A 19,224-nucleotide genomic window follows, 5' to 3' on the forward strand; every position below is an offset into this window, starting at 1 on the left:
TAAACCGTTCATTTTGTCATTATGATTATATGAAGCTACCTCTCTATTGTTTCACTATTCCGATAAAAATACAATGTTTTTGACTAATAAGAAAAGTTCCTATTTAAAGATAGGTTCTTTTCTTATTAATCTCCCTTCAATGCCTTTAATGGTAACGAGGTTACATATCCAATATACGAGAATAATTCTTTAAAGAAGAATGGTATTTCTGTATCTAACGTTTTATATGCTGATGTCGGCGTTGGTGAAGCATACGCTTCAATATTAATATGTTTTGCGATTCTCATTGCGCGTTTCATATGAAGTGGATCACTTACAATCGTGTATGTGCGTATTCCGTTCTCTATTCCAACTTCCTTCGCATTCTTTAAATTTTCTTCAGTGAAAAGGGATTTTGTTTCAATTAAAATATCTTCATCTTTTACACCTTGTTTCATTGCATATACTCTTGCCGTACGCGCTTCCTCAAGCTCTGCCTCGAACTTTGTACCACCTGTAAAAATAATCTTTTTAATATTTCCGTTCTTATATAAAGAAATCGCATGATTAATTCTTTCTTTAAATACAGGAGATGGTTTTCCGTTCCAAGAAGCTGCTCCTAGTACGATACCAGCATCCGTTTTCACGCTATCATCTGTTTTAAAACGATAACTCCAAATATCGTAAGCTGCATAACTTACATATAAAATAGCAGAACAAATCATTAGTAAAAATACTTGAAAGATTCGTCTTTTCTTACTCTTCTTATTTTCTTTCATTTGTAATTGCCTCCGTACATCATCCATACTTCTATAAAAAAACATTTATATCAAATCGTTTTGTTTGAGTTTATTTAAAAGAAGGAACTTTACTTGTTATTTATGTATAAAAGGGTTTTCATTTAAAATTGAGGATTATCAATTCATTTTCATTTGCGGTTTTCATTACATGTTTTAAATTCATAAGTTTATTACCATACAACTACATTGTAACGAATTTTTTCTCAGAAGGGAACGATGAAACAAAAGGAATTAAAATAAAGTAGCATTTTGTAAGAAAAAAGGTATATTTTTTATGTATTACAAATAATATACCTTTCAAAACACGAATTATAGCTTTTCTTTATACAATTCTAATTTTTCTAATAGACGTGCTTTCACAACTGGCCATTCGCTTGCGATAATACTATACACAACCGCATCTCTCACATGTCCATTCGGTAATTTTCTTTCATTTCTAAGCACGCCCTCTTTTACTGCTCCTAACCTTTCAATTGCTCGTTGTGCTTTTTCATTTCTTGCATCCGTCTTAATTTGTACCCTCAGCATATGCAGTTTTTCAAAAGCATACTGGAGAAGCATACACTTACACTCTGTATTTATACTCGTACGCTGGACACTTGGATGATACCACGTTTGTCCTAACTCGACTGTTTTATCTTCTACTGAAATATTATATAGACGTGTACTCCCTACAATGGCATTTGTCTGTAAATCCACTACAACGAAAGGAATTTGCGTACCTTTTCCATAACCTTGTATCGCTTTTTGCACATATTGCTGCATATCTTGCACACTATCCATTTTAGAGATTAAATACGCCCAAATTTCCCGATTTCCTTCTACAATCGAAAACAAAGTTTCGACATCATCACTATCCATTAACCGTAGCTTTACTCTTTCGTGAATGATTTCCATTTGTAAGCCCCCTTTGTTGTTACTATATCACATGAAATAGAAACGTTTTATAATTATAATAGGATATAATTAATAGAATCACTTTTATAAAAAAATGATTCTCATTTGATTACGATAAGCAATTACATATTGCATCAGTCTGAAACAGCTACTTTATTAAATAAAAATTTATTCGTTCTACTTAAATTGTTCATAAAAAATAATAAAGTTATTTAAACTACATCTCCTTATACTTATTAGTCAATCTCTGTAAGTTCTTTATTCGAAATATTAAAAGTACTAAAATCACCCTTGAATCCGCACTTTATTAAAATATCAATATAATCATTATGATTCCATTCATCAAAGTCATTGAAATACCATATTAGTTTTTGAGTATTCATCCGTTTACAAATCTCTTTTAGATATATCATATCAACTTCACTAAATGAAAACCCGTAAGAATATATTTCGCTAATATTGGAATCTGTTAGATTTTCGAAAAAATGCATATTTTCTTTTAAAGCTATTTCAGTTTTCTTACGTAATTGTTCATGAATTTCAACTAAACCATTTTCCGATCCAATATAATTCTTCATATAGTAGTCTGTTTTATCTTCATTATTCCCATGTCCAAAATAAATTTCTTCATTTTGTTTCCCATGAATATAGCAAATTCTTTCGTTTGATACATGATAAACTCCCTCTAATGTATCTGTATAGTTAAATGTTAAAAATAAATCTTCCTCTTCTATTAATTTCAAGAAATCAACCTTTGTTTTTACGCTAATAATATCTATCGTATTAATCCAATTTGAAAATAACTGTTGAATTGTTAATGAAGGGATGACAAGATTTGATGCAATATCCTCATTATTATATGATGTTTTCCATAAATCTAAATCTCCATCTTTATCTAAAACCTCAGAATAACAATCAAAAGCTTCATCAAAATTCAGATTCGCTAAAGATGCTTCTACATTACTCCATTTTTCAGTATTAGATTCAGCTTCACTAATCAAGAAAAACAACATAGATAAAATTTCCAGTTCATTATATTTAATTTCCCCGTCTGGCATTTGTGTCGATTCAGGAATAACTAAACTATCCATTTCAATTTCATGGTCTGAAATTAAATATTTTCGAAAATCATCGTATGTTGTCTTTAGGCCATGAGATATATCAAAGCCATTCCCAATAACAAATAATTTTTTCACATTTACCATCTCCAATCTGAACTTTTATAAAGGTTCACTACAAATGTATAAACTATAAAATTCCTTAATTATGTTTTTTAGTTCAACAATTATTTAATTAACCTCAAATATAAAATCTGGCTTTGCTTCTTCCCATAATTCAATACCTAATATCCCCATAAATAATATCTGTATATCAAACCAAATAAAGCTCGGATATGCTGTTGTTCTATGCTTATCTAATCTCCCTAAATATATTTGTTTAACTGATTGTTCAATTCCCCCAAAAAAGTCCATATGAATATTATTTCTATCAGAGATTAAAATGATATTATCAAACTTACTAGATGGAACTAAGACATAATTTCTTTCTAATGTATATTGATAAAGAATATTTTTGAAATTCGCAAGGTAATTTCCTTCTATTTGAGATACATTAATATCAAATTCTGCTAAAGATGTATCAACACCTAGTTGCTCATAATCCAATATATTTTTCGGTTGAATATCATTATAAATTTTATCATTTGAACTTGTAATAAAGTGAAACGGTATCTTAAACCCTTGTCTCTCTAACCCAACCTGGGCTATACAAGCATACAAAAAACTTCCCATATCAAACTTTTTTTGATAATGTTGCGGGTACATTTGATATACTTCCTTTAATGCTTGATTAAAAAAATCAAAATCAATTAATACCAATGTATCTGACTCATATTTACCTGCAAATTTATTCGGGTTATTTTCTATTTCATTCTTTCTCTTCTCTCTTTTTTCTGTAAATTTCTCCCAAGACTCTTTATAACTTTCAAAACACGCCTCTAAATAATTACATATATAATATTGTAACTCTTTTATAATAAATTCTGGTTCATGCGGTTTGTCCAACATTTGCTCTAGCAATTTTCCGTTATGTACTATATTGGTTCTTAGCCCTATTTCTATCCCTTGTTCATCTTTTAATCCTGTTAAAAACTTAAAGCGTTCAGACAACTCGTGATAAGATTTCTTATTATCAACGGAAAACGCTATAACATGTCCTTTTAACTTTTTCATTTTTTCAAATTCAAAGGGGTTTGTAAGATATTCAATCAAACTTAAAGCTTGTACATACTTATTAGTGTTACTACTAGCTTCTACTATATTCGCATACAGCTGTAGTGCATGCTTAATGATATTTCCAACTTCTCCACAACTTCTATCTAAAATAACAGTATGTTTGTCTAATATTTCTTTAATCTCTTTTAATTCTACTATTAATCCCTTTCCAATAAATTCATTATTCACCTTGTATTTTTCTCTTAAATAATCCGACATACCTAAATGCGGATAGTATATTAATGCTCCACTATAAATATTGTTAATATATCCTGCTTTTTGAGTTAAAAGTGATGATTTATCTAAATTACAGTAAATATACTTAAATATATTTAATACTTCTTCTGCTTTACTGAAATTAGAATTTAACAATTGGTTCTTTTGCTCCACAGTAAAATTGCCAAAGGGATGTTTCTTTTGAATTATTATAGGGAATACTATAAAAGCCGAATTTAAAAAGTCTTCTTTAACTTCCGCGAAATCAAAATCTACTTTTGTTTCAAAAAACTCTTCCGTATTAACTGTACCAATTGGATAAATGGTAATATCTTCAATTTGATATCTATTTGAAATATTAAACTTACCAACTGGTATTATAATTAAACTCTTTTCACCACTATAGTCCTTTTTTATAGAATACATTTTTTCTGAATTAGTCAAATTTTACTCCCTCTAACCTTATTTTTTGTAATATCATTTAAGTCTCTCACTGTATGTATCAAAAAAAGCCTTTCTGGCCATTTGTTTAAGTTTTCTTAAATTATGCTCTTCTTTAAATTCAATGGTTAATATTAGCTCATCTAATTCTTGTTTATTTAGAAGCAAACCAGCTTGTATACTATATTCTCCAAGTATTTTTTCTAAATATGCTTTTCTTTGCTCAAAATTTAAATACGAACATTCAATTATTAAATTAAATCTAGACCTGAGCTCTGAAGGAACTTTTTCTAAAAACTCATTTCTTTTAAAATTTGAAGTGAAGACAACAACATATCCATTTAGTTTATGGATGTTACCAAGAGCATCATCAAATTCTCCTTCTTCTAAAAGTTGTAGAAAGAAATTATGAATAGATCCATCTGCTTTTTCGAATTCATCTATAATTAATAACCCTGCATTACTATTTTTAATTTTTCTAACTAAATCACTTTCTTCTTGGCTACCAATATAACCGGGAGGGCTTCCTATTAGACCAGATAACGAACTTTCACTTTTATAATTCGCTAGATTAATCTTTGCTAAACTACTTGATTGATCTAAATATTTATGTAAAGTTCTACCTATTTCCGTTTTCCCCGTCCCTGAAGGCCCTAATAAGAAAATTGAATATATAGGCTGATCTTTAATAACCTTGTTAAAATATTTATATACTTTAAGTTCTTCTAGAAACCTTTCTTTAAAAGCCTGATGGCCAATTAAATGCTCATTCAGAAAAACTGTTAATTCATCAATTTTTTTTTCATCATCAACTATTAATTTCTTATTATCTTCCGATATGATTTCTTCAATAATCTCAGCTTCATTAATTTCCATATCTACTTTTTCTCCTTCTACGAAATAAGGAAATACATTCAGTAGATCATTTAGATATTTTTCCTCAATAATAAAGTTAACATCGTGATTCACAAGTAAGTATAGAATTTTTTCTAATAAATAATTTATTGTATCATTTACTTTGGCAATTCTAATAGCGCTTGTCAAATCTATATCGACTACTGATTCAGTTAAAAACTCATCCATTCCACCTTGATTCATTTCCAGTAATGGTATTGTTATAATATTTATCCCTTCAACTCTTCTTTGTTCAACATATTTTCTATAATTCTTTTGACAGTAGTAATCTACTTTATACGATAACAAATGCTTCACCTCTTACATATGAATCTTTTGAGTAATTGCAAGGATATCAATATAATGATATTTTTCTATTTCATTAATTTCTTCACCTGTTTGACTATCTATAATCCCATCATTTTGTGTTTCATTTCCTTTTAGATATGTAAATGTATTTTTCAAATCATTTGAACTTTTAAGTCCATTATATATACCAATCAAAGTAACTTTTCCCAAAAGTAAATCGTCTATAGTATAATTGTTTTCAAATTCATTATCAGCGTTAGCCGGAATTTTAATAAGATAATTTTCTTCACCTTTCTTACCCGTCAGTTGATATGAATAATCGTTGAGCATCGGTTTCATTATTTCACCTAAAGAAATATCCTCATGAATAAATCTATCTAGTACCCCTTGTTTAACTAACTTGATTTGTCGAGTTTCCTCTTCATTTACTAAACTCAAATTTACCTCATCAATTAAAATTAATTTTCCTTCTCTTGCATTTTCGATATTTTTATCACTTAATTTAACTTCTTCAATTAATTCTTTAAGAACAACGGAATTAGTCATTTTAATTTCTACAGTTTTTTTTAATTGTGAACCTTTAGAATAGTTATATCCTATATCTGCAGTACCTTCAAAAACCATTGCCAACATATTTTTTATTTTTGCAGCTAATTTTAAACTATGAGTGCTATTTTTTTGTGTTTCTTCACCAGTAATAATCTGGTTATCTAATAACATGGCTATCTCAAATACTTTATTAAAATTGATGTAATATAAGCAAAATAAATCTTTTCTTTTGTTTCTCTCCATATTAATATATCCACCTTTATAAATACTTTTTCGTTAACTTGCCAACTATTTAATAGATAATATTGTACCTTTCATCTTAAATTCAAATACAGGATTATGTATTAATTCTGTATTTGAATTTCATAAATAATCCCTGTTCTATTAAACACCTCTACCTCCCTTGATATTCTGAAAAATTTCCGCATTGCCCAAGCAATTTAACCTCTTAGCGTACGCTCCAAAAAATTAGAAAAAATCTAAAAATACGATGCCTAGGACTGCTGATAAAGCTGCTCCGACTATTAAGGAAATTAATGCAAATATCCAATGATCCTTTATAGATTCAAACATTCCTTGTGGTGTAAATCCATAAATATGATGCCATTTACTTTTGGTTTTCAGACTCTTATCAATCACTCGTTCAAGTATTGAGTGAAAGATATCTACTTTTCTAAGTGTTGAGCGATGTAACTCGACGTACTTTAATTCTTCAAAAGCTTCTGCCTCTTCTGCACCGCTTAAAAAATCTTTTTTAGTAATATTATTTAGTTCTATCAATTTTTCAAGTCGAGGATGATCTGCATAATCTGCATATATATCCATTAGTTTTCTCGCTAAATCAAATTTCTGAGAATCAAGTATTGAAATTGGTTTTCCACCTAATACACTGAACCTATGGTCTATAGCTTGAAATCCATAGTTAATATCCCTCATATTCCAATGAACCCAGTTATAGTTCAAATGAGTTTTCACAAATTTATAAAATTCACCTAACATAATTTTTTCAAGTTCATCATAATGACTTTCAATTTCTGCTAAATAACCTTTCTTCTCTGCAACCTTATGGATAGAAAAAGTTTCAGTTTGTCCAGTATTAAAATACCTAACAGCTATAGAAGTGATTCTAGGTGTTCGACCATCTTTAATGTCATAAAAACTCTCACACGAGTAATGAATAATTAATAAATGGGCTGCATTATCTACTAAATTTTGAATTTCATTTAAAGCTTTTCTTCTTTTGTTTAGTCTTTGCTTAGTGTTAGCCATCTTTTCCCTCCAAAAAACAAAACATCCGTTCACTTATTTTAATTATAAGCGATTAGATGTTGAACTTCCATATTTAAACAACTTTATTGTTCATGAACACTGGAGTATTAATTACAATTATCAGGAAAATCTTATACTTAGCTAATACTTTGTTTGTGAAAGAATCAACTAGAGTCACTTTAGAACATAATTAATAGTAACAAATAAGCATTCTTAATATCACAATTTCTTCTTTCCATAAATTAACCCTTAAATTCTATTAGCATACTGAATAACAGAATATATTTAAAAAAGTTGTTTTTATTTGTTAACTGTATTAAAATGTTTATTTTTTCTACTTTCTATTAGTTCAATAGTAGCTTTAATGGTAGATCTTATTAATCGCTCCGTTAGGACGTTACTCTTACTTGCCATCGAGTTTTGTTAATTACGGTACCTATTTAAGGGGAAATCTGGATACCACTAAAAAACATTATATAATAATAAAGTAAAACTTTAATCAGTGAAAGTTTTACAGTTAATTAATATGGGATAAATGGGAGGATATAAAAATGCTAGATCAAATTACTTGGGGAACGCCAGGCAGCTTATTATGCTTAGGATTCTTTTTTGCAGGGTTAGGAATTTTCTTAAGAAGTATTACTTCATATTCGAAAAACAAATAAAACATCAAAAAAGTGTACATTTTAAGGTATTTACTTGATAAAAACACTAAACAAAAGAATCCTTCCTTTTATAGAAGGATTCTTTTTTAAACCTTTCCCCTTTTTAAAGCAACAAATAAGCAATCGGTGTAATGATAAGCAACGTTAATATCGTTCTTTGTACATAGAGAATGATAAGTTCTGATACTTTTAACGGAATATCTGTCGATAAAATGCAAGGGATGGAAGCTGAGAAGAACAATATAGATGATACTGAAACGACCGCAATGACAAACTTTGTCACAAGTGGTGCACTAACTACTAATAATGATGGTAAAAACATTTCTGCAATACCAACGGATGCCGCTTTAGCAGCTAAGTCTGCTTCTGGTAATTGTAATAGCCATGTAAAAGGATAGAAAATGTAGCTGACCCAATCAAATATTGGCGTGAACTTCGCTAAGACAATACCAATTAACCCTACAGACATAATCGATGGTAAAATTCCCATCGTCATAATAAAACCATCTTTTAAGTTCACTGCAATATTTTTCATCATGCTCGGTGCAGACTTTGATACCTCTAGCGCATCTTCCCAAGCACGTTCTAGCATTTTCTCTTTATAAACGGGCTCTGGGAACCCTTCTTCCGTTACATATGTATCTGGTTTTCTACTAAGAGGCGGGATTCTTACGGTGATAGCAGTTACGATGAATGTTACAACGAGAGTCGTCCAAAAATAAACATTCCATAAATGCATAATGTCTAATGTTTTTGCGATGATAATCATAAATGTTGCGGATACTGTAGAAAAACCTGTAGCGATGATCGCTGCTTCTTTTGTCGTATACTTTCCTTCTTTATACACGCGATTTGTAATTAATAAGGCCAACGAATAACTCCCCACAAAGGAGGCAACCGCATCGATTGCTGACCGGCCTGGTGTTTTCCATAACGGTCTCATAATGGGACGGCAAAACGTACCGATAAATTCAAGTAATCCGTACCCGACTAATAACGCTAAAAAAGCCGAACCAATTGGAACGAGTAAGCTTACCGATATGACTAATTTCTCATATAAAAACGGCCCTACATCTGGTGCAAAGAACCAAGCTGGCCCTACTTTCAAACAATATAATACACCAAAAACGACGCCAACTACTTTTAAAATAGAAAAACAAATATCTACGATAGATGTATTCCATTTTTTCGTATAAAACGGATAAATTGCACCTATTGCCATAACGAGTAGAGCGTAATAAGGTACTACGCTCGGGACAGAAGCCCTTATCCAGGATACGATATGATCAATCATAATAGAAGAAGCACCATTTATCGTAACTGGTACGAAAAACATAAACACCCCAACTAAACTAGCGAGTATAAACCGAAGAATAACCCCCTTCTCACTCCCAGTCTTAATTACATTCCTTTTTAATTCAATTTCACTCAAAATTCGACACCTCCTATTATCTAAATATTCTGTATAATCATGTTGGATTCCTTCTTTCATATCCAAATATGTAAACAGATTTTAAATACAAATTGCATTATCTATATTAATAAATTAAAATAACTATAATAAGGATATTTTTAAGGGGCATATACACTATGAAAAAAATAAATATTAATCATGAAAAAACATTGCTCAAACAGAAAATTGTAAAAAAAACTCAACTGCAAGCAGCTAGAGGTCTTGGGTATCTAGCTGCCCAAGTAGTTCACTTAAAAATAAAGCAAGTTTTAAAAGACAGTGAAAAGAAATAAGAAAAAGCGTAGGGGTCCCTACGCTTTTTCTTATTTCTTTTCAACTATATTATTCTCTTCTGAAACATACTATGTCCATCCGTACTACCGATAAATTCAAAACCACATCGCTTATAGAAATCATTCAACGTAAGATTATGCCCTACACAATCTAGTTTTAAAAACTCTTTATCATGTTGTATATTCTCTTCTATCCACTGTAACATCCATTCGCCTATTCCGTTCCCCTTATACTTCCGTTTCACCGCAAATCTATGAATATATAATGAATTAGAAACTTCCTCTTTCCCAAAAATATGTTCATCCCATTCATTTTGTTTAGGAGATGCTGTAACCGTACCGACAATTTCATCTTCTTTCGTAACCACATATGTATATTTCTCTTTTATACTTTCTAGTATTTCAGCGGTAGCCTCTCCGCTTAACAAATACTGCCACTGATCCACTTCTTTATGTTGTAACCACTGTGCTACTTCTTTTAATAGCGTGATAATGCTATCACTTTCCTCTTCCGTAGCGGTTCGAATTGTATATTCTTTAACTGTGTTTCTCTCCATATTGCCGTTCCCCTTTCAAATGACTATCATACTGATAATCGCGTTCTACCGTCATTTTCGTCTGTAACGTATTCAACATAATAACCTTGATTCCTTGCGTTTTCATACATCAATTCAATCTTTTTTTGATCTTTAGCGTAAATCGTAACGTATGTACAATCCGCAACTAGTAAAACTAATTCACACTTACTCTCTTTAAATTCTTCATATGTCTCAATATCTACTACTTCCTCTCCTTTTGAATACGCTTTTAAATCTGCAAAAATAACATAATATATGTTGTCTTTAAATAAAGTTTTCAAATCTGATCCTTCCACTATACTTGGTTCTTCTGGAAATAATGCCTCATCCAATCCACCACGTGCTACTAAGTATGACTCTTCACTCCCTATCCACCAATCATATGAAGAAATATCAATTGGCTTTAACACTTTCCAAAGTAAATTATCATATTCATTTGGAATATCTACTGTAATTCCTCTTTTCATTTGTTTGTACCTCCCTTATAAATCATGATCAATTCTCTTTCTTCCCCGAATAAAAAGCGGTAATTATTACCTAATCGAGCATATGAATCATTGAAAAGCAAGTATTATCAAGGTTTTTAATATTTGATTAAACAATAGTACTTTTCTAAAAAAACGTAAATCCTTTAAACACTGATATAATGAGCACTGCTACATATCTATTAGGAGGAATACATATGAAAAAACCTTTTTATAAAAAATGGTGGTTTCGGCTGCTGACCAGTTAAATTTGTATAGATTTGTACAAAATGATGGAAATGCTTGATTTCATCGTTACGAATTTCAAGAATTTGATTTCGTTCCGCCGTATTTGGAGCCATGTTGGCTAATTTCGCATAGCAACTTATTGCACTAAACTCTCCATTAATTGCTTTCTCAATATCGCGAATCAGCTTATCATTTTGCCTATACGAATCATAATAATTCGAATTATACATTGTATCCCCTCCATTATTCCGCATAACATTTTATGCAATTTGTAATAGCAGGAGCATGTATACAAAAAGAACCACAAATGCGAACTCTTCATTTCCCTATCGACTAATCATTATTTCATCACAAAAATAACGCTTCACTACGAGTGAAACGTTATTTTTTCTAAGCGTTTAATTCTGTTTTATGTTCCTTTATTGCACTACGTTTGAAAGCAGTCAATAGAATAATAACCATACTTACCGCACCAATCCAAACGAGTACAGTAAGAGGTGTACTCCAGCTTAACCCTTTTCCGAAGAAGAATATTTCTCTCAGTCCTTCAATCATAAATCGCATTGGCAACCATGCGTACACCCAGTCTTGATAAAATGGCGACAACATTTCCGGTGCGATAATAACGGTGCCCCAAAGAATAGTAAGAGTGCGAATACGCCAATTCCTTTTAGTCCAACTAATGAAAGTACGGCCGATATCATTAAGAAGAAACTAAAGGATGTAATAGATAAAAATAGTGCTGTATCAGTGAAATTTGAAATATTTAATCCTACCATTCCATCCGCAATCCATGTAAGACCGAATCCAATAACAAATGCAGCAATTGCGCCTGTTACGATTTGCTTTAGTTTTAATACGAAGTTTTCGTTTCTTGTACGAATCGGCATTTTACTTATCGCCATAAAGATAATTGCTGCGCTCGCTAAACTTGCAATCCATAACGGTTGGAATAAAGACATTGGCGAGTTACCGTTCGCACTATTTTTGCCGGTTTCATTTACATTTGTCACTTTCTTTGTAATCGGTGTTACTACATTTGAAACTTGATCTGCTGTTAATGTAGCTCCTTTTGCTTTTAATCCATCTAGTAGCTGAGTACGAACAGTATTGTTCATATTATCAACGATCCCATTTAACATTTGTCCTGCCATAGATGATGCTGCTGTATTCATTCCTTGATTGATGAATATTTCTACCTCTGGCGAAGATGGCTGTGGTGTTCGTAATGATGCTTGTTTTGTACTAAAGTCTTTTGGAATAACTAATGCTGCGTAATACTCTTGATTATTTAAGCCTTTTTGAACTACTTCTTTATTTTTCACTTCTACCCACTTCACTGCGGGTTCTTCCTCTGATTTTGATGTTTTTTTCATATTATCAACGATCGTTTGCCCCATATTCATCTTCGGTTGATTCGGAATTTCTACTCCTTGATCCTCATTTACAATTGCGATTGGCAAGTTTTTCGGCTGAGGCTGAACAGTTGGAAATAACGTTAATGAAAAAATAAAAACAACAAGTAGTGCAATAACTGGTGATAACCATAAAAGTTTATTTTTAAACATTTTCTTTTCTCCTCCTATCATTTGATTTACAATAACCAACAACGTGTTGTTTATTTATATTTGAATTATATGTTTGAGTTGAACCTTATACAATAATCAAAAATCGTGAATGTGTCGGTTATAAGACACATTCTTAAAATGTGTTGGCTAAAATTAAGGAGGAACCTATTTTGCGTGAGAGTAATTTAGATTTACGTGTTGTTCGCACGAAAACTGCCATACGAAATGCATTTGTGGAATTAATTGAAGAAAAAGGTTTTGACGCCATTACAGTGAAAGATATTACAACGAAAGCAAACATAAATCGTGGTACGTTTTATGCACATTATCAAGATAAGTTTGATTTAATGACGAAATGCCAAGAAGAAATTATGTATAAGTTTTCTAGCATTGCTAAACAGAAACTTCCGGAAGTTATTGCTGATCTCGGCTCAAGCCCTTCCCCAACAATGCCGTTTCTACTTATCACTTCTATTCTTGAATTTCTAAATGAAAATAGTGATTTTATGAAAGCTGTATTAAGTCCAAAAGGAGATTTATCTTTCCAAACAAAACTGAAAGACTTTATGTGGAAAACAATATTTGAAGATACGAATGGCGCTCTCATTAATAAAGAGAATTTACTTGTCCCAAGCCAATACTTAACCTCTTATATGGCATCTGCTCATATTGGTGTGATTCAGCAATGGTTAAATAACGGACAAAAAGAAACACCAGAGGAAATTGCTCGTATTTTATCAACAATCGCAGTTCATGGACCTTTTTATGCGGCTGGTTTAAAGAAGTGAGCTGTCGCAAAATAAAAGAATCATCCACTATTTATAGCGGATGATCCTTTTTATTTACCTGAAGTACAACGACACTTGTTGCTTAAAAATAATTTTCAAGTTTAAAGGTTTTATAAATACGTCTTTCACCTAACGACGCGGTTTATTAAAAAATATTGCAATAACTAATAATAAAACTCCTATTATAAAAATTAAATATGAAAACTTATCCATTGTCGTTTCCCCCTTTATCACTATGCTAGCATGATATGGCTAAGATTGTACAACAGATATCCATCAATTACATTTGTTATAAATACCCTGTCTTTATAGCATTTCAATATATCCTTCAGTCCCATGTACCCGTATTTGTTGTCCGTCTTTTATTAATTTTGTAGCATTCTCTACTCCAACGACTGCTGGTAATCCGTATTCACGTGCAATTACTGCTCCGTGCGTCATAAGTCCGCCAACTTCAGTGACTAATCCTTTTATAGACACAAACAACGGTGTCCAGCCGGGGTCAGTAAACGCAGTAACTAATATTTCTGATTGCGAATTTACAGGTTGCTTACTTTTACTAACAATCTTTTCTTTTTCATCATCCGGCAACAATGTAATAAAATGATCTCGCTCGATTATAGTCGTTAATGCATCTCTTACGAGTGGATCTGATTTCCCTAAAGTATTTATTAAATAATCTCTGCTAGCAGGTGAAGCTAATTGTTGTGTAGCATCAACAAACAGCCGTCCTCCCGCTTTACGCATAGGAGCATTAGTCGTTAACAGGAAAAAAGATAACCCAAGCGGTTTCATCGCATCGGTCATCATTTGTTGGTGACCAACTGATATATACACATGATTTCCCCCATCATTTTCTTCAGGAATTGGATATACAGTCGTAATGGGGCGACTTTGGACAATATAAAATACGTTATCGACTAAACACCATTCTATATCTTGTGGACAGCCAAAATAAGCTTCAATTTGTCTTCCGATCTGTTCTAGTTGTAATATTTGTTGTTCCGACAATGTTTGAAGTTTTTGCTGAGCCGGATCAATTTGTTTCGTCTCTGTTCCGCCCTCTTTTACAGCATAAATAGCTAATTTTTTAGTCGCTATCATCGTTTCGGTAATTTTGCCTTCTTTTACTTTATAATTATCGGCAGAGACCAGTCCTGATACTAACGCCTCACCAAGTCCAAAACTGGCATCAATTGATAGCACCTTTCGGTTAGAAGTAACCGGATCAGCCGTAAATAAAATTCCCGAAGCCTCAGGGAAAACCATTTTTTGAACGACAACACATATAGAAACTTGATTATGTTCAAAACCATTTTGCATGCGGTACATAATTGCTCGCTCTGTAAATAAAGACGCCCAGCACTTTCTTACATGCTGCAAAATCGCTTCTTTTCCGATACTATTTAAATACGTATCTTGTTGACCAGCAAATGAAGCATACGGTAAATCTTCAGCCGTCGCACTAGAGCGCACGGCATACGCATGTTCATTTCCAAAACGTGAGAGATAATGAGTTACCGCTTCCACTACATCTGAAGGGATTTCTACCGCCATAATAACTTCTCTAATTTTCTTACTAATTTCACCAATTTGAGCTCGGTCTTCCTTTTTCAACTTGGTTAGCTGCTGCAACAAAGTTTGAAGCTCTTCATTTTGTTCGATGGCCTTTTCATATCCTACTGTTGTCACACAAAATCCTTCCGGCACTTGTATCCCTTGAATATTAGATAACTCCCCTAAATTCAATCCTTTTCCACCGACAAGTGAAAGCTGCGTTTTTTCTATTTCCTGAAAATCGAGAACGAAAGAACTCATATAACATCTCTCCTTACTTTGCATGTGTTCTTGATTGTAGCAGGAGTAAATACGAATAAACAGTCTATTTCGAACTTGATTTACGTGGTATAATTAAGTTAGGAAGAAATAATAAGATGCCCCAGCTGCTGTGTTTGGCAACTGGGGCATCTTATTTAATACCCGTCTTCAACTTAAATAGTTCTATTGTTTCAGCGGCTTTAATATATCCACCAGCATTTTTTAAAGTACATTTGATTTTATGACTATTTTCTAAGTATACATCATTCGATAATACTTCCATTACTGCATTATATAATGTCACTGGAGTAAGCTTTTTTAGATTTAATTGTATGCCAGCTTTTAAATCTTCTATTCTTTGGGCCACTATCGGTTGATCTCCCATAACTGGGATAACGATCATAGGAACGCCAAAATATAAGCTTTCACTAGAACTATTCATTCCCCCATGTGTAATAAAAAGATTAGCTTGTTTCAATACCTCTAACTGAGGCACATAATTATAAACTTTGAAATTAGATGGGATATTTTTCAATTGGTTGATGTCAATATGTTTTCCTACGGACAATATGATGGTAGCAGGAAAATTTTTAAATGCTTCAAAACATATGTAATAAAAATCCATCTGTTGATTAAATACAGTTCCCATAGAAATATAAATGAGTTTCTCTTCTTCCTTCTGTTTAAAAGTAATTTCTTGCATATCTTTCCGTGATGTAATAGAGGGTCCAACAAAGATATAAGAATCATCCAATTCCTCCACATCAGGTTGGAAAAATTCAGACGTATATACGATAGTAATATTTCCAGCACAAGTCATTACATTTTTCTTTTCATTCATAGAAAAGCCATATACCTTTTGCCACTCTTCTAAAATATGCGTAACTTCTTGATAAAGAGGTGATTTTTTGTCTCCTTCATTATGATTGTTCATCAATGCGTTAAATAACTTTTTCGTAACTGCAAATGTTGTGCATGAAGAGATTTTAGGTAAATGTAATGCTTCAGCTATGATCCATCCTACTGCAAAATTGTTATCATATATTACGTAATCATACTTTTCTTCTTTCAACTCTTCTATAACAATCTTTATTATTTTATCCATGGATTTTACCATATGTAATAATAGTTCAGAGGGATCTATTTCTCCATTCATCCTTTTCAACATGTCTACTTTTGCTAAAAAATTTTCATATGGACGAAACAAAGCTCCTGTTTTTTCAATTTTCTCCTTATACTCCTCTACACAATAATAAACAACCTCTTCCCCTCTTTTTACTAATTCTTCAATAAGTGCAAGAGTTGGGTTCACATGTCCTTCCCCTGGAAAATTAAACATTAGTACCTTTGCCATATGATAGTTCCTCCTCTTAAATAAAAACTTCCTATAATCAAGTACGTTTCTCTCCTCATTTTAATAAGGGCACTTGTGATAGTAAATGTAATAAACGAGTAAGAAACAAAGTCAGTATACTGTAAAGTGAAACTTTAATCAGTGGGGTCTTACTGCCCATTAAAGCGGGAGAAAACAACATCCCCCAAAATGGATTTTCAAAATTAGGGAACTATAATGTCATATTGGAATAAGTTAAGGGGGAGAAAAAGTGGACAATGAAATGAATTATGGAAGTGATTACAAGTTTATTCCAGCAACTTCAATTGAGAGTGGTCATGGCCTCGAAGTATTGCCTGATTTATTTTGCTACACGATTCAAATCGTCAACATATGTTTTGTTGGAAATCCGCATACCGATAATTTTGTTTTAGTTGATGCTGGAATGCCTAAATGTGCAAATGAAATTATATCTGTTACTGAGAAGCGATTTGGTACAAATAGCCGCCCAAAAGCAATTATTTTAACTCATGGGCATTTTGATCATGTTGGAGGAATAATTGAACTCATCAAGTATTGGGATATTCCAGTCTATGCACATCAAATGGAGATACCGTTCTTGACTGGACAACAAAGCTATCCTGAACCAGATCCAACAGTTGAAGGTGGTATAGTAGCGAAAATGTCTCCTCTGTTCCCTAACGAACCGATTGATTTAGAAAATAGCGTAAAAGTATTACCTGCAGATGGAACCGTTCCTCATATGCCAGAGTTTAGATGGATTCATACACCAGGACATACTCCAGGGCATATTTCATTATTCCGAGAAAAAGACCGAACTTTAATTGCTGGGGACGCTTTTGTTACAGTGAAACAGGAATATTTATATAAAGTAATTACTCAGGAACAGGAAATAAGCGGACCACCTCGTTATTTAACAACAGACTGGAAAGCCGCTAAAGAGTCAGTTATTAAGCTAGAGAAATTAAAGCCTCTAGTTGCTGTTACTGGGCATGGGATACCGATGTCAGGTGATTTGCTATCAACAAGCCTCAACACACTCGTTCAAGAATTTGATAAAATTGCTGTACCTGATTATGGAAAATATGTAGACAAAAAGATACATTAAGCATGAAAATACTTTTTATATTTAAGAAACTAAATAAACAAATCCGAAGTGGGGATACATCTAAAAAATAAAAAAGTGGCCAATGCCACTTTTTTATTTTTGTTTATTAAGCTTGATCAGAATTTCTTACATGTAATGGAGGTGGAACTACCCACCCTTTTTTCTTACTTAAACGCAGCAAAGTTACACCTGCTTGCGCTTTTTTCATATGAAATTGTCCGAATAGCATCCCTACATCTTCTCGAAGACATTTTCCCATCACTTGACTACATGTCACAAGTCCAGCTGCTAATCCTGCAGAAACAGCTGCTGCTATTTCAACATCATTAATACGTGCTCCTGGAGGAATATCTTCAATAGATGCAACTGGTCGTTCTGGAGGAGCAGGCGGTAAAGCTACGCCATTAACCTTTAAAAGAGTTTTTAACTCTCCTATTTCCGAATTCATATCATTTTCAATTAAGCTTTCTAAAAACTTTTTCAAATCTTCGTCACCTGTGTGATTCATAAACACTTGATGGCTTGCAATTGCACCTTGTGCAGCTAAAAGATAACTCCAAATATCAAATACTTCTCCGTAATGTAACGGTTCGTTTTGAGGATTTCCACTTAATATACCCATTTTTAAATTCCTCCCTTTCGAAAATATCATAATAAATATTGATTTCAATATTGAAATCAAATTTTTAAGTATGCTTTTTCCTGCAAAAGATTTTCTACTATGCATGGAAAACACCTTTCCAACACTGCGTGTTTATTGTTTAGGAAAGTAGTTTACAAATAAAATACTCAAAGATTATGAAAGAAGATTATCAATAATCTTTGAGTGAGAATCCATTTACTATAAGGGTTTTTATTTTTACACATATACAAAAGAAATTGATTTACATATCTACTATATTGTATGTCAATTTACTTAGCGGTTAGCTCTACCACCAAGTTGTTGTTCAGCCATTGCTACTAAACGTTTTGTAATTTCACCACCAACAGATCCATTTGAACGAGCTGTTGTATCTGCACCAAGTTGTACACCAAACTCTTGTGCAATTTCATATTTCATTTGATCAAGAGCCTGTTCAGCACCTCGAACTAACAATTCATTACGATTTCCACTATTATTGTTTGCCATATCGTTTCACCTCCAATGCTTTTAATATGCTACGAATCATGAAATAATAGTTATCCTTTTTATGGGAATTAGCATATGAATAAATATTGATTTTTTTCTTAAAGTAGGGCAAAACATATAAGAAAGAATA

At 32.2% G+C, this 19,224-nt stretch carries 17 protein-coding genes and 3 pseudogenes; 3 read left to right on the top strand and 17 right to left on the bottom strand.

What is annotated here, in order from left to right; all coding sequences use genetic code 11:
• Positions 1-125: 125 nt before the first annotated feature.
• The 8 genes from PDQ68_RS12105 to PDQ68_RS12140 all read right to left on the bottom strand — a co-directional run bounded on the left by PDQ68_RS12105 (position 126) and on the right by PDQ68_RS12140 (position 9,724).
• Positions 126-758, bottom strand: coding sequence for a YdcF family protein (locus PDQ68_RS12105; RefSeq protein WP_016717896.1), 633 nt, complete (start codon positions 756-758; stop codon positions 126-128).
• 330 nt (positions 759-1,088) lie between these two features.
• Positions 1,089-1,676 carry a GNAT family N-acetyltransferase gene (locus PDQ68_RS12110; RefSeq protein WP_061182528.1) on the bottom strand — a complete coding sequence of 196 codons (588 nt, stop codon included), beginning with the start codon at positions 1,674-1,676 and terminating at the stop codon, positions 1,089-1,091.
• A gap of 236 nt (positions 1,677-1,912) precedes the next feature.
• Positions 1,913-2,872, bottom strand: a complete 960-nt coding sequence (locus PDQ68_RS12115) for a bacteriophage abortive infection AbiH family protein (RefSeq protein ID WP_153016964.1) — start codon at positions 2,870-2,872, stop codon at positions 1,913-1,915.
• A gap of 93 nt (positions 2,873-2,965) precedes the next feature.
• A complete protein-coding gene (locus PDQ68_RS12120; protein WP_270786745.1) occupies positions 2,966-4,609 on the bottom strand; it encodes a hypothetical protein in 1,644 nt (547 codons plus the stop codon).
• A 33-nt stretch (positions 4,610-4,642) separates the two neighbouring features.
• Positions 4,643-5,809, bottom strand: a complete 1,167-nt coding sequence (locus PDQ68_RS12125) for an AAA family ATPase (RefSeq protein ID WP_061182321.1) — start codon at positions 5,807-5,809, stop codon at positions 4,643-4,645.
• A gap of 12 nt (positions 5,810-5,821) precedes the next feature.
• Positions 5,822-6,601 (bottom strand): hypothetical protein, encoded by a 780-nt coding sequence (locus PDQ68_RS12130; protein WP_061182322.1) that lies wholly within the window; start codon positions 6,599-6,601, stop codon positions 5,822-5,824.
• A 225-nt stretch (positions 6,602-6,826) separates the two neighbouring features.
• Positions 6,827-7,627, bottom strand: coding sequence for a hypothetical protein (locus PDQ68_RS12135; protein ID WP_242282382.1), 801 nt, complete (start codon positions 7,625-7,627; stop codon positions 6,827-6,829).
• Between the two features lie 768 nt (positions 7,628-8,395).
• Complete coding sequence (locus tag PDQ68_RS12140) at positions 8,396-9,724, bottom strand: YjiH family protein (RefSeq protein ID WP_061182606.1); 1,329 nt, start codon at positions 9,722-9,724, stop codon at positions 8,396-8,398.
• A 158-nt stretch (positions 9,725-9,882) separates the two neighbouring features.
• On the opposite strand from PDQ68_RS12140, the gene PDQ68_RS12145 reads away from it, so the two are divergent.
• Positions 9,883-10,038: a hypothetical protein gene (locus PDQ68_RS12145; protein WP_161968549.1), complete on the top strand. Its 156-nt coding sequence runs from the start codon at positions 9,883-9,885 to the stop codon at positions 10,036-10,038.
• 44 nt (positions 10,039-10,082) lie between these two features.
• Here PDQ68_RS12145 and PDQ68_RS12150 read toward each other — a convergent pair whose 3' ends face one another.
• From PDQ68_RS12150 to PDQ68_RS12165, 4 genes and pseudogenes are all read right to left on the bottom strand, one after another.
• On the bottom strand, positions 10,083-10,595 hold the full coding sequence (locus tag PDQ68_RS12150) for a GNAT family N-acetyltransferase (RefSeq protein ID WP_061182607.1): 513 nt from the start codon (positions 10,593-10,595) through the stop codon (positions 10,083-10,085).
• A 26-nt stretch (positions 10,596-10,621) separates the two neighbouring features.
• Positions 10,622-11,083, bottom strand: coding sequence for a DUF2691 family protein (locus PDQ68_RS12155; protein ID WP_061182608.1), 462 nt, complete (start codon positions 11,081-11,083; stop codon positions 10,622-10,624).
• Between the two features lie 242 nt (positions 11,084-11,325).
• Positions 11,326-11,559: pseudogene (locus PDQ68_RS12160) on the bottom strand (ferritin-like domain-containing protein); the annotation flags it as partial.
• A gap of 160 nt (positions 11,560-11,719) precedes the next feature.
• Positions 11,720-12,897: pseudogene (locus PDQ68_RS12165) on the bottom strand (YhgE/Pip domain-containing protein).
• Positions 12,898-13,067: 170 nt separating this feature from the next.
• On the opposite strand from PDQ68_RS12165, the gene PDQ68_RS12170 reads away from it, so the two are divergent.
• The gene (locus tag PDQ68_RS12170) at positions 13,068-13,685 is read left to right on the top strand and encodes a TetR/AcrR family transcriptional regulator (RefSeq protein WP_061182609.1); all 618 of its coding nucleotides are present in this window, start codon (positions 13,068-13,070) and stop codon (positions 13,683-13,685) included.
• Between the two features lie 306 nt (positions 13,686-13,991).
• Here PDQ68_RS12170 and PDQ68_RS29005 read toward each other — a convergent pair whose 3' ends face one another.
• The 3 genes and pseudogenes from PDQ68_RS29005 to PDQ68_RS12180 all read right to left on the bottom strand — a co-directional run bounded on the left by PDQ68_RS29005 (position 13,992) and on the right by PDQ68_RS12180 (position 16,857).
• Positions 13,992-14,165, bottom strand: a complete 174-nt coding sequence (locus PDQ68_RS29005) for a PEP-utilizing enzyme (protein ID WP_410973888.1) — start codon at positions 14,163-14,165, stop codon at positions 13,992-13,994.
• Between the two features lie 116 nt (positions 14,166-14,281).
• A pseudogene (locus PDQ68_RS12175) lies at positions 14,282-15,503 on the bottom strand (PEP/pyruvate-binding domain-containing protein); the annotation flags it as partial.
• A 151-nt stretch (positions 15,504-15,654) separates the two neighbouring features.
• Positions 15,655-16,857, bottom strand: coding sequence for a macrolide family glycosyltransferase (locus PDQ68_RS12180; protein ID WP_001151406.1), 1,203 nt, complete (start codon positions 16,855-16,857; stop codon positions 15,655-15,657).
• A gap of 250 nt (positions 16,858-17,107) precedes the next feature.
• On the opposite strand from PDQ68_RS12180, the gene PDQ68_RS12185 reads away from it, so the two are divergent.
• The gene (locus PDQ68_RS12185) at positions 17,108-17,965 is read left to right on the top strand and encodes an MBL fold metallo-hydrolase (RefSeq protein ID WP_061182611.1); all 858 of its coding nucleotides are present in this window, start codon (positions 17,108-17,110) and stop codon (positions 17,963-17,965) included.
• A gap of 106 nt (positions 17,966-18,071) precedes the next feature.
• Here the strand turns inward: PDQ68_RS12185 and PDQ68_RS12190 are convergent, their stop codons facing one another.
• Both PDQ68_RS12190 and sasP read right to left on the bottom strand, forming a co-directional pair.
• Entirely contained in the window at positions 18,072-18,587 is a 516-nt protein-coding gene (locus PDQ68_RS12190; protein WP_061182612.1) for a DUF3231 family protein, read from the bottom strand.
• Between the two features lie 294 nt (positions 18,588-18,881).
• Entirely contained in the window at positions 18,882-19,094 is a 213-nt protein-coding gene (gene sasP, locus PDQ68_RS12195) for a small acid-soluble spore protein, SasP family (protein WP_000002833.1), read from the bottom strand.
• Between the last annotated feature and the right edge of the window lie 130 nt (positions 19,095-19,224).

The organism is Bacillus cereus group sp. Bc010 (genome assembly GCF_027716745.1).
GTDB lineage: Bacteria > Bacillota > Bacilli > Bacillales > Bacillaceae_G > Bacillus_A > Bacillus_A pacificus.

Coding starts and splice junctions, on each gene's coding strand:
- PDQ68_RS12105 (WP_016717896.1), bottom strand. CDS start 758: ATGAAAGAAAATAAGAAGAGTAAGAAAAGACGAATCTTTCAAGTATTT.
- PDQ68_RS12110 (WP_061182528.1), bottom strand. CDS start 1,676: ATGGAAATCATTCACGAAAGAGTAAAGCTACGGTTAATGGATAGTGAT.
- PDQ68_RS12130 (WP_061182322.1), bottom strand. CDS start 6,601: ATGGAGAGAAACAAAAGAAAAGATTTATTTTGCTTATATTACATCAAT.
- PDQ68_RS12135 (WP_242282382.1), bottom strand. CDS start 7,627: ATGGCTAACACTAAGCAAAGACTAAACAAAAGAAGAAAAGCTTTAAAT.
- PDQ68_RS12145 (WP_161968549.1), top strand. CDS start 9,883: ATGAAAAAAATAAATATTAATCATGAAAAAACATTGCTCAAACAGAAA.
- PDQ68_RS12150 (WP_061182607.1), bottom strand. CDS start 10,595: ATGGAGAGAAACACAGTTAAAGAATATACAATTCGAACCGCTACGGAA.
- PDQ68_RS12155 (WP_061182608.1), bottom strand. CDS start 11,083: ATGAAAAGAGGAATTACAGTAGATATTCCAAATGAATATGATAATTTA.
- PDQ68_RS12180 (WP_001151406.1), bottom strand. CDS start 16,857: ATGGCAAAGGTACTAATGTTTAATTTTCCAGGGGAAGGACATGTGAAC.
- PDQ68_RS12190 (WP_061182612.1), bottom strand. CDS start 18,587: ATGGGTATATTAAGTGGAAATCCTCAAAACGAACCGTTACATTACGGA.
- sasP (WP_000002833.1), bottom strand. CDS start 19,094: ATGGCAAACAATAATAGTGGAAATCGTAATGAATTGTTAGTTCGAGGT.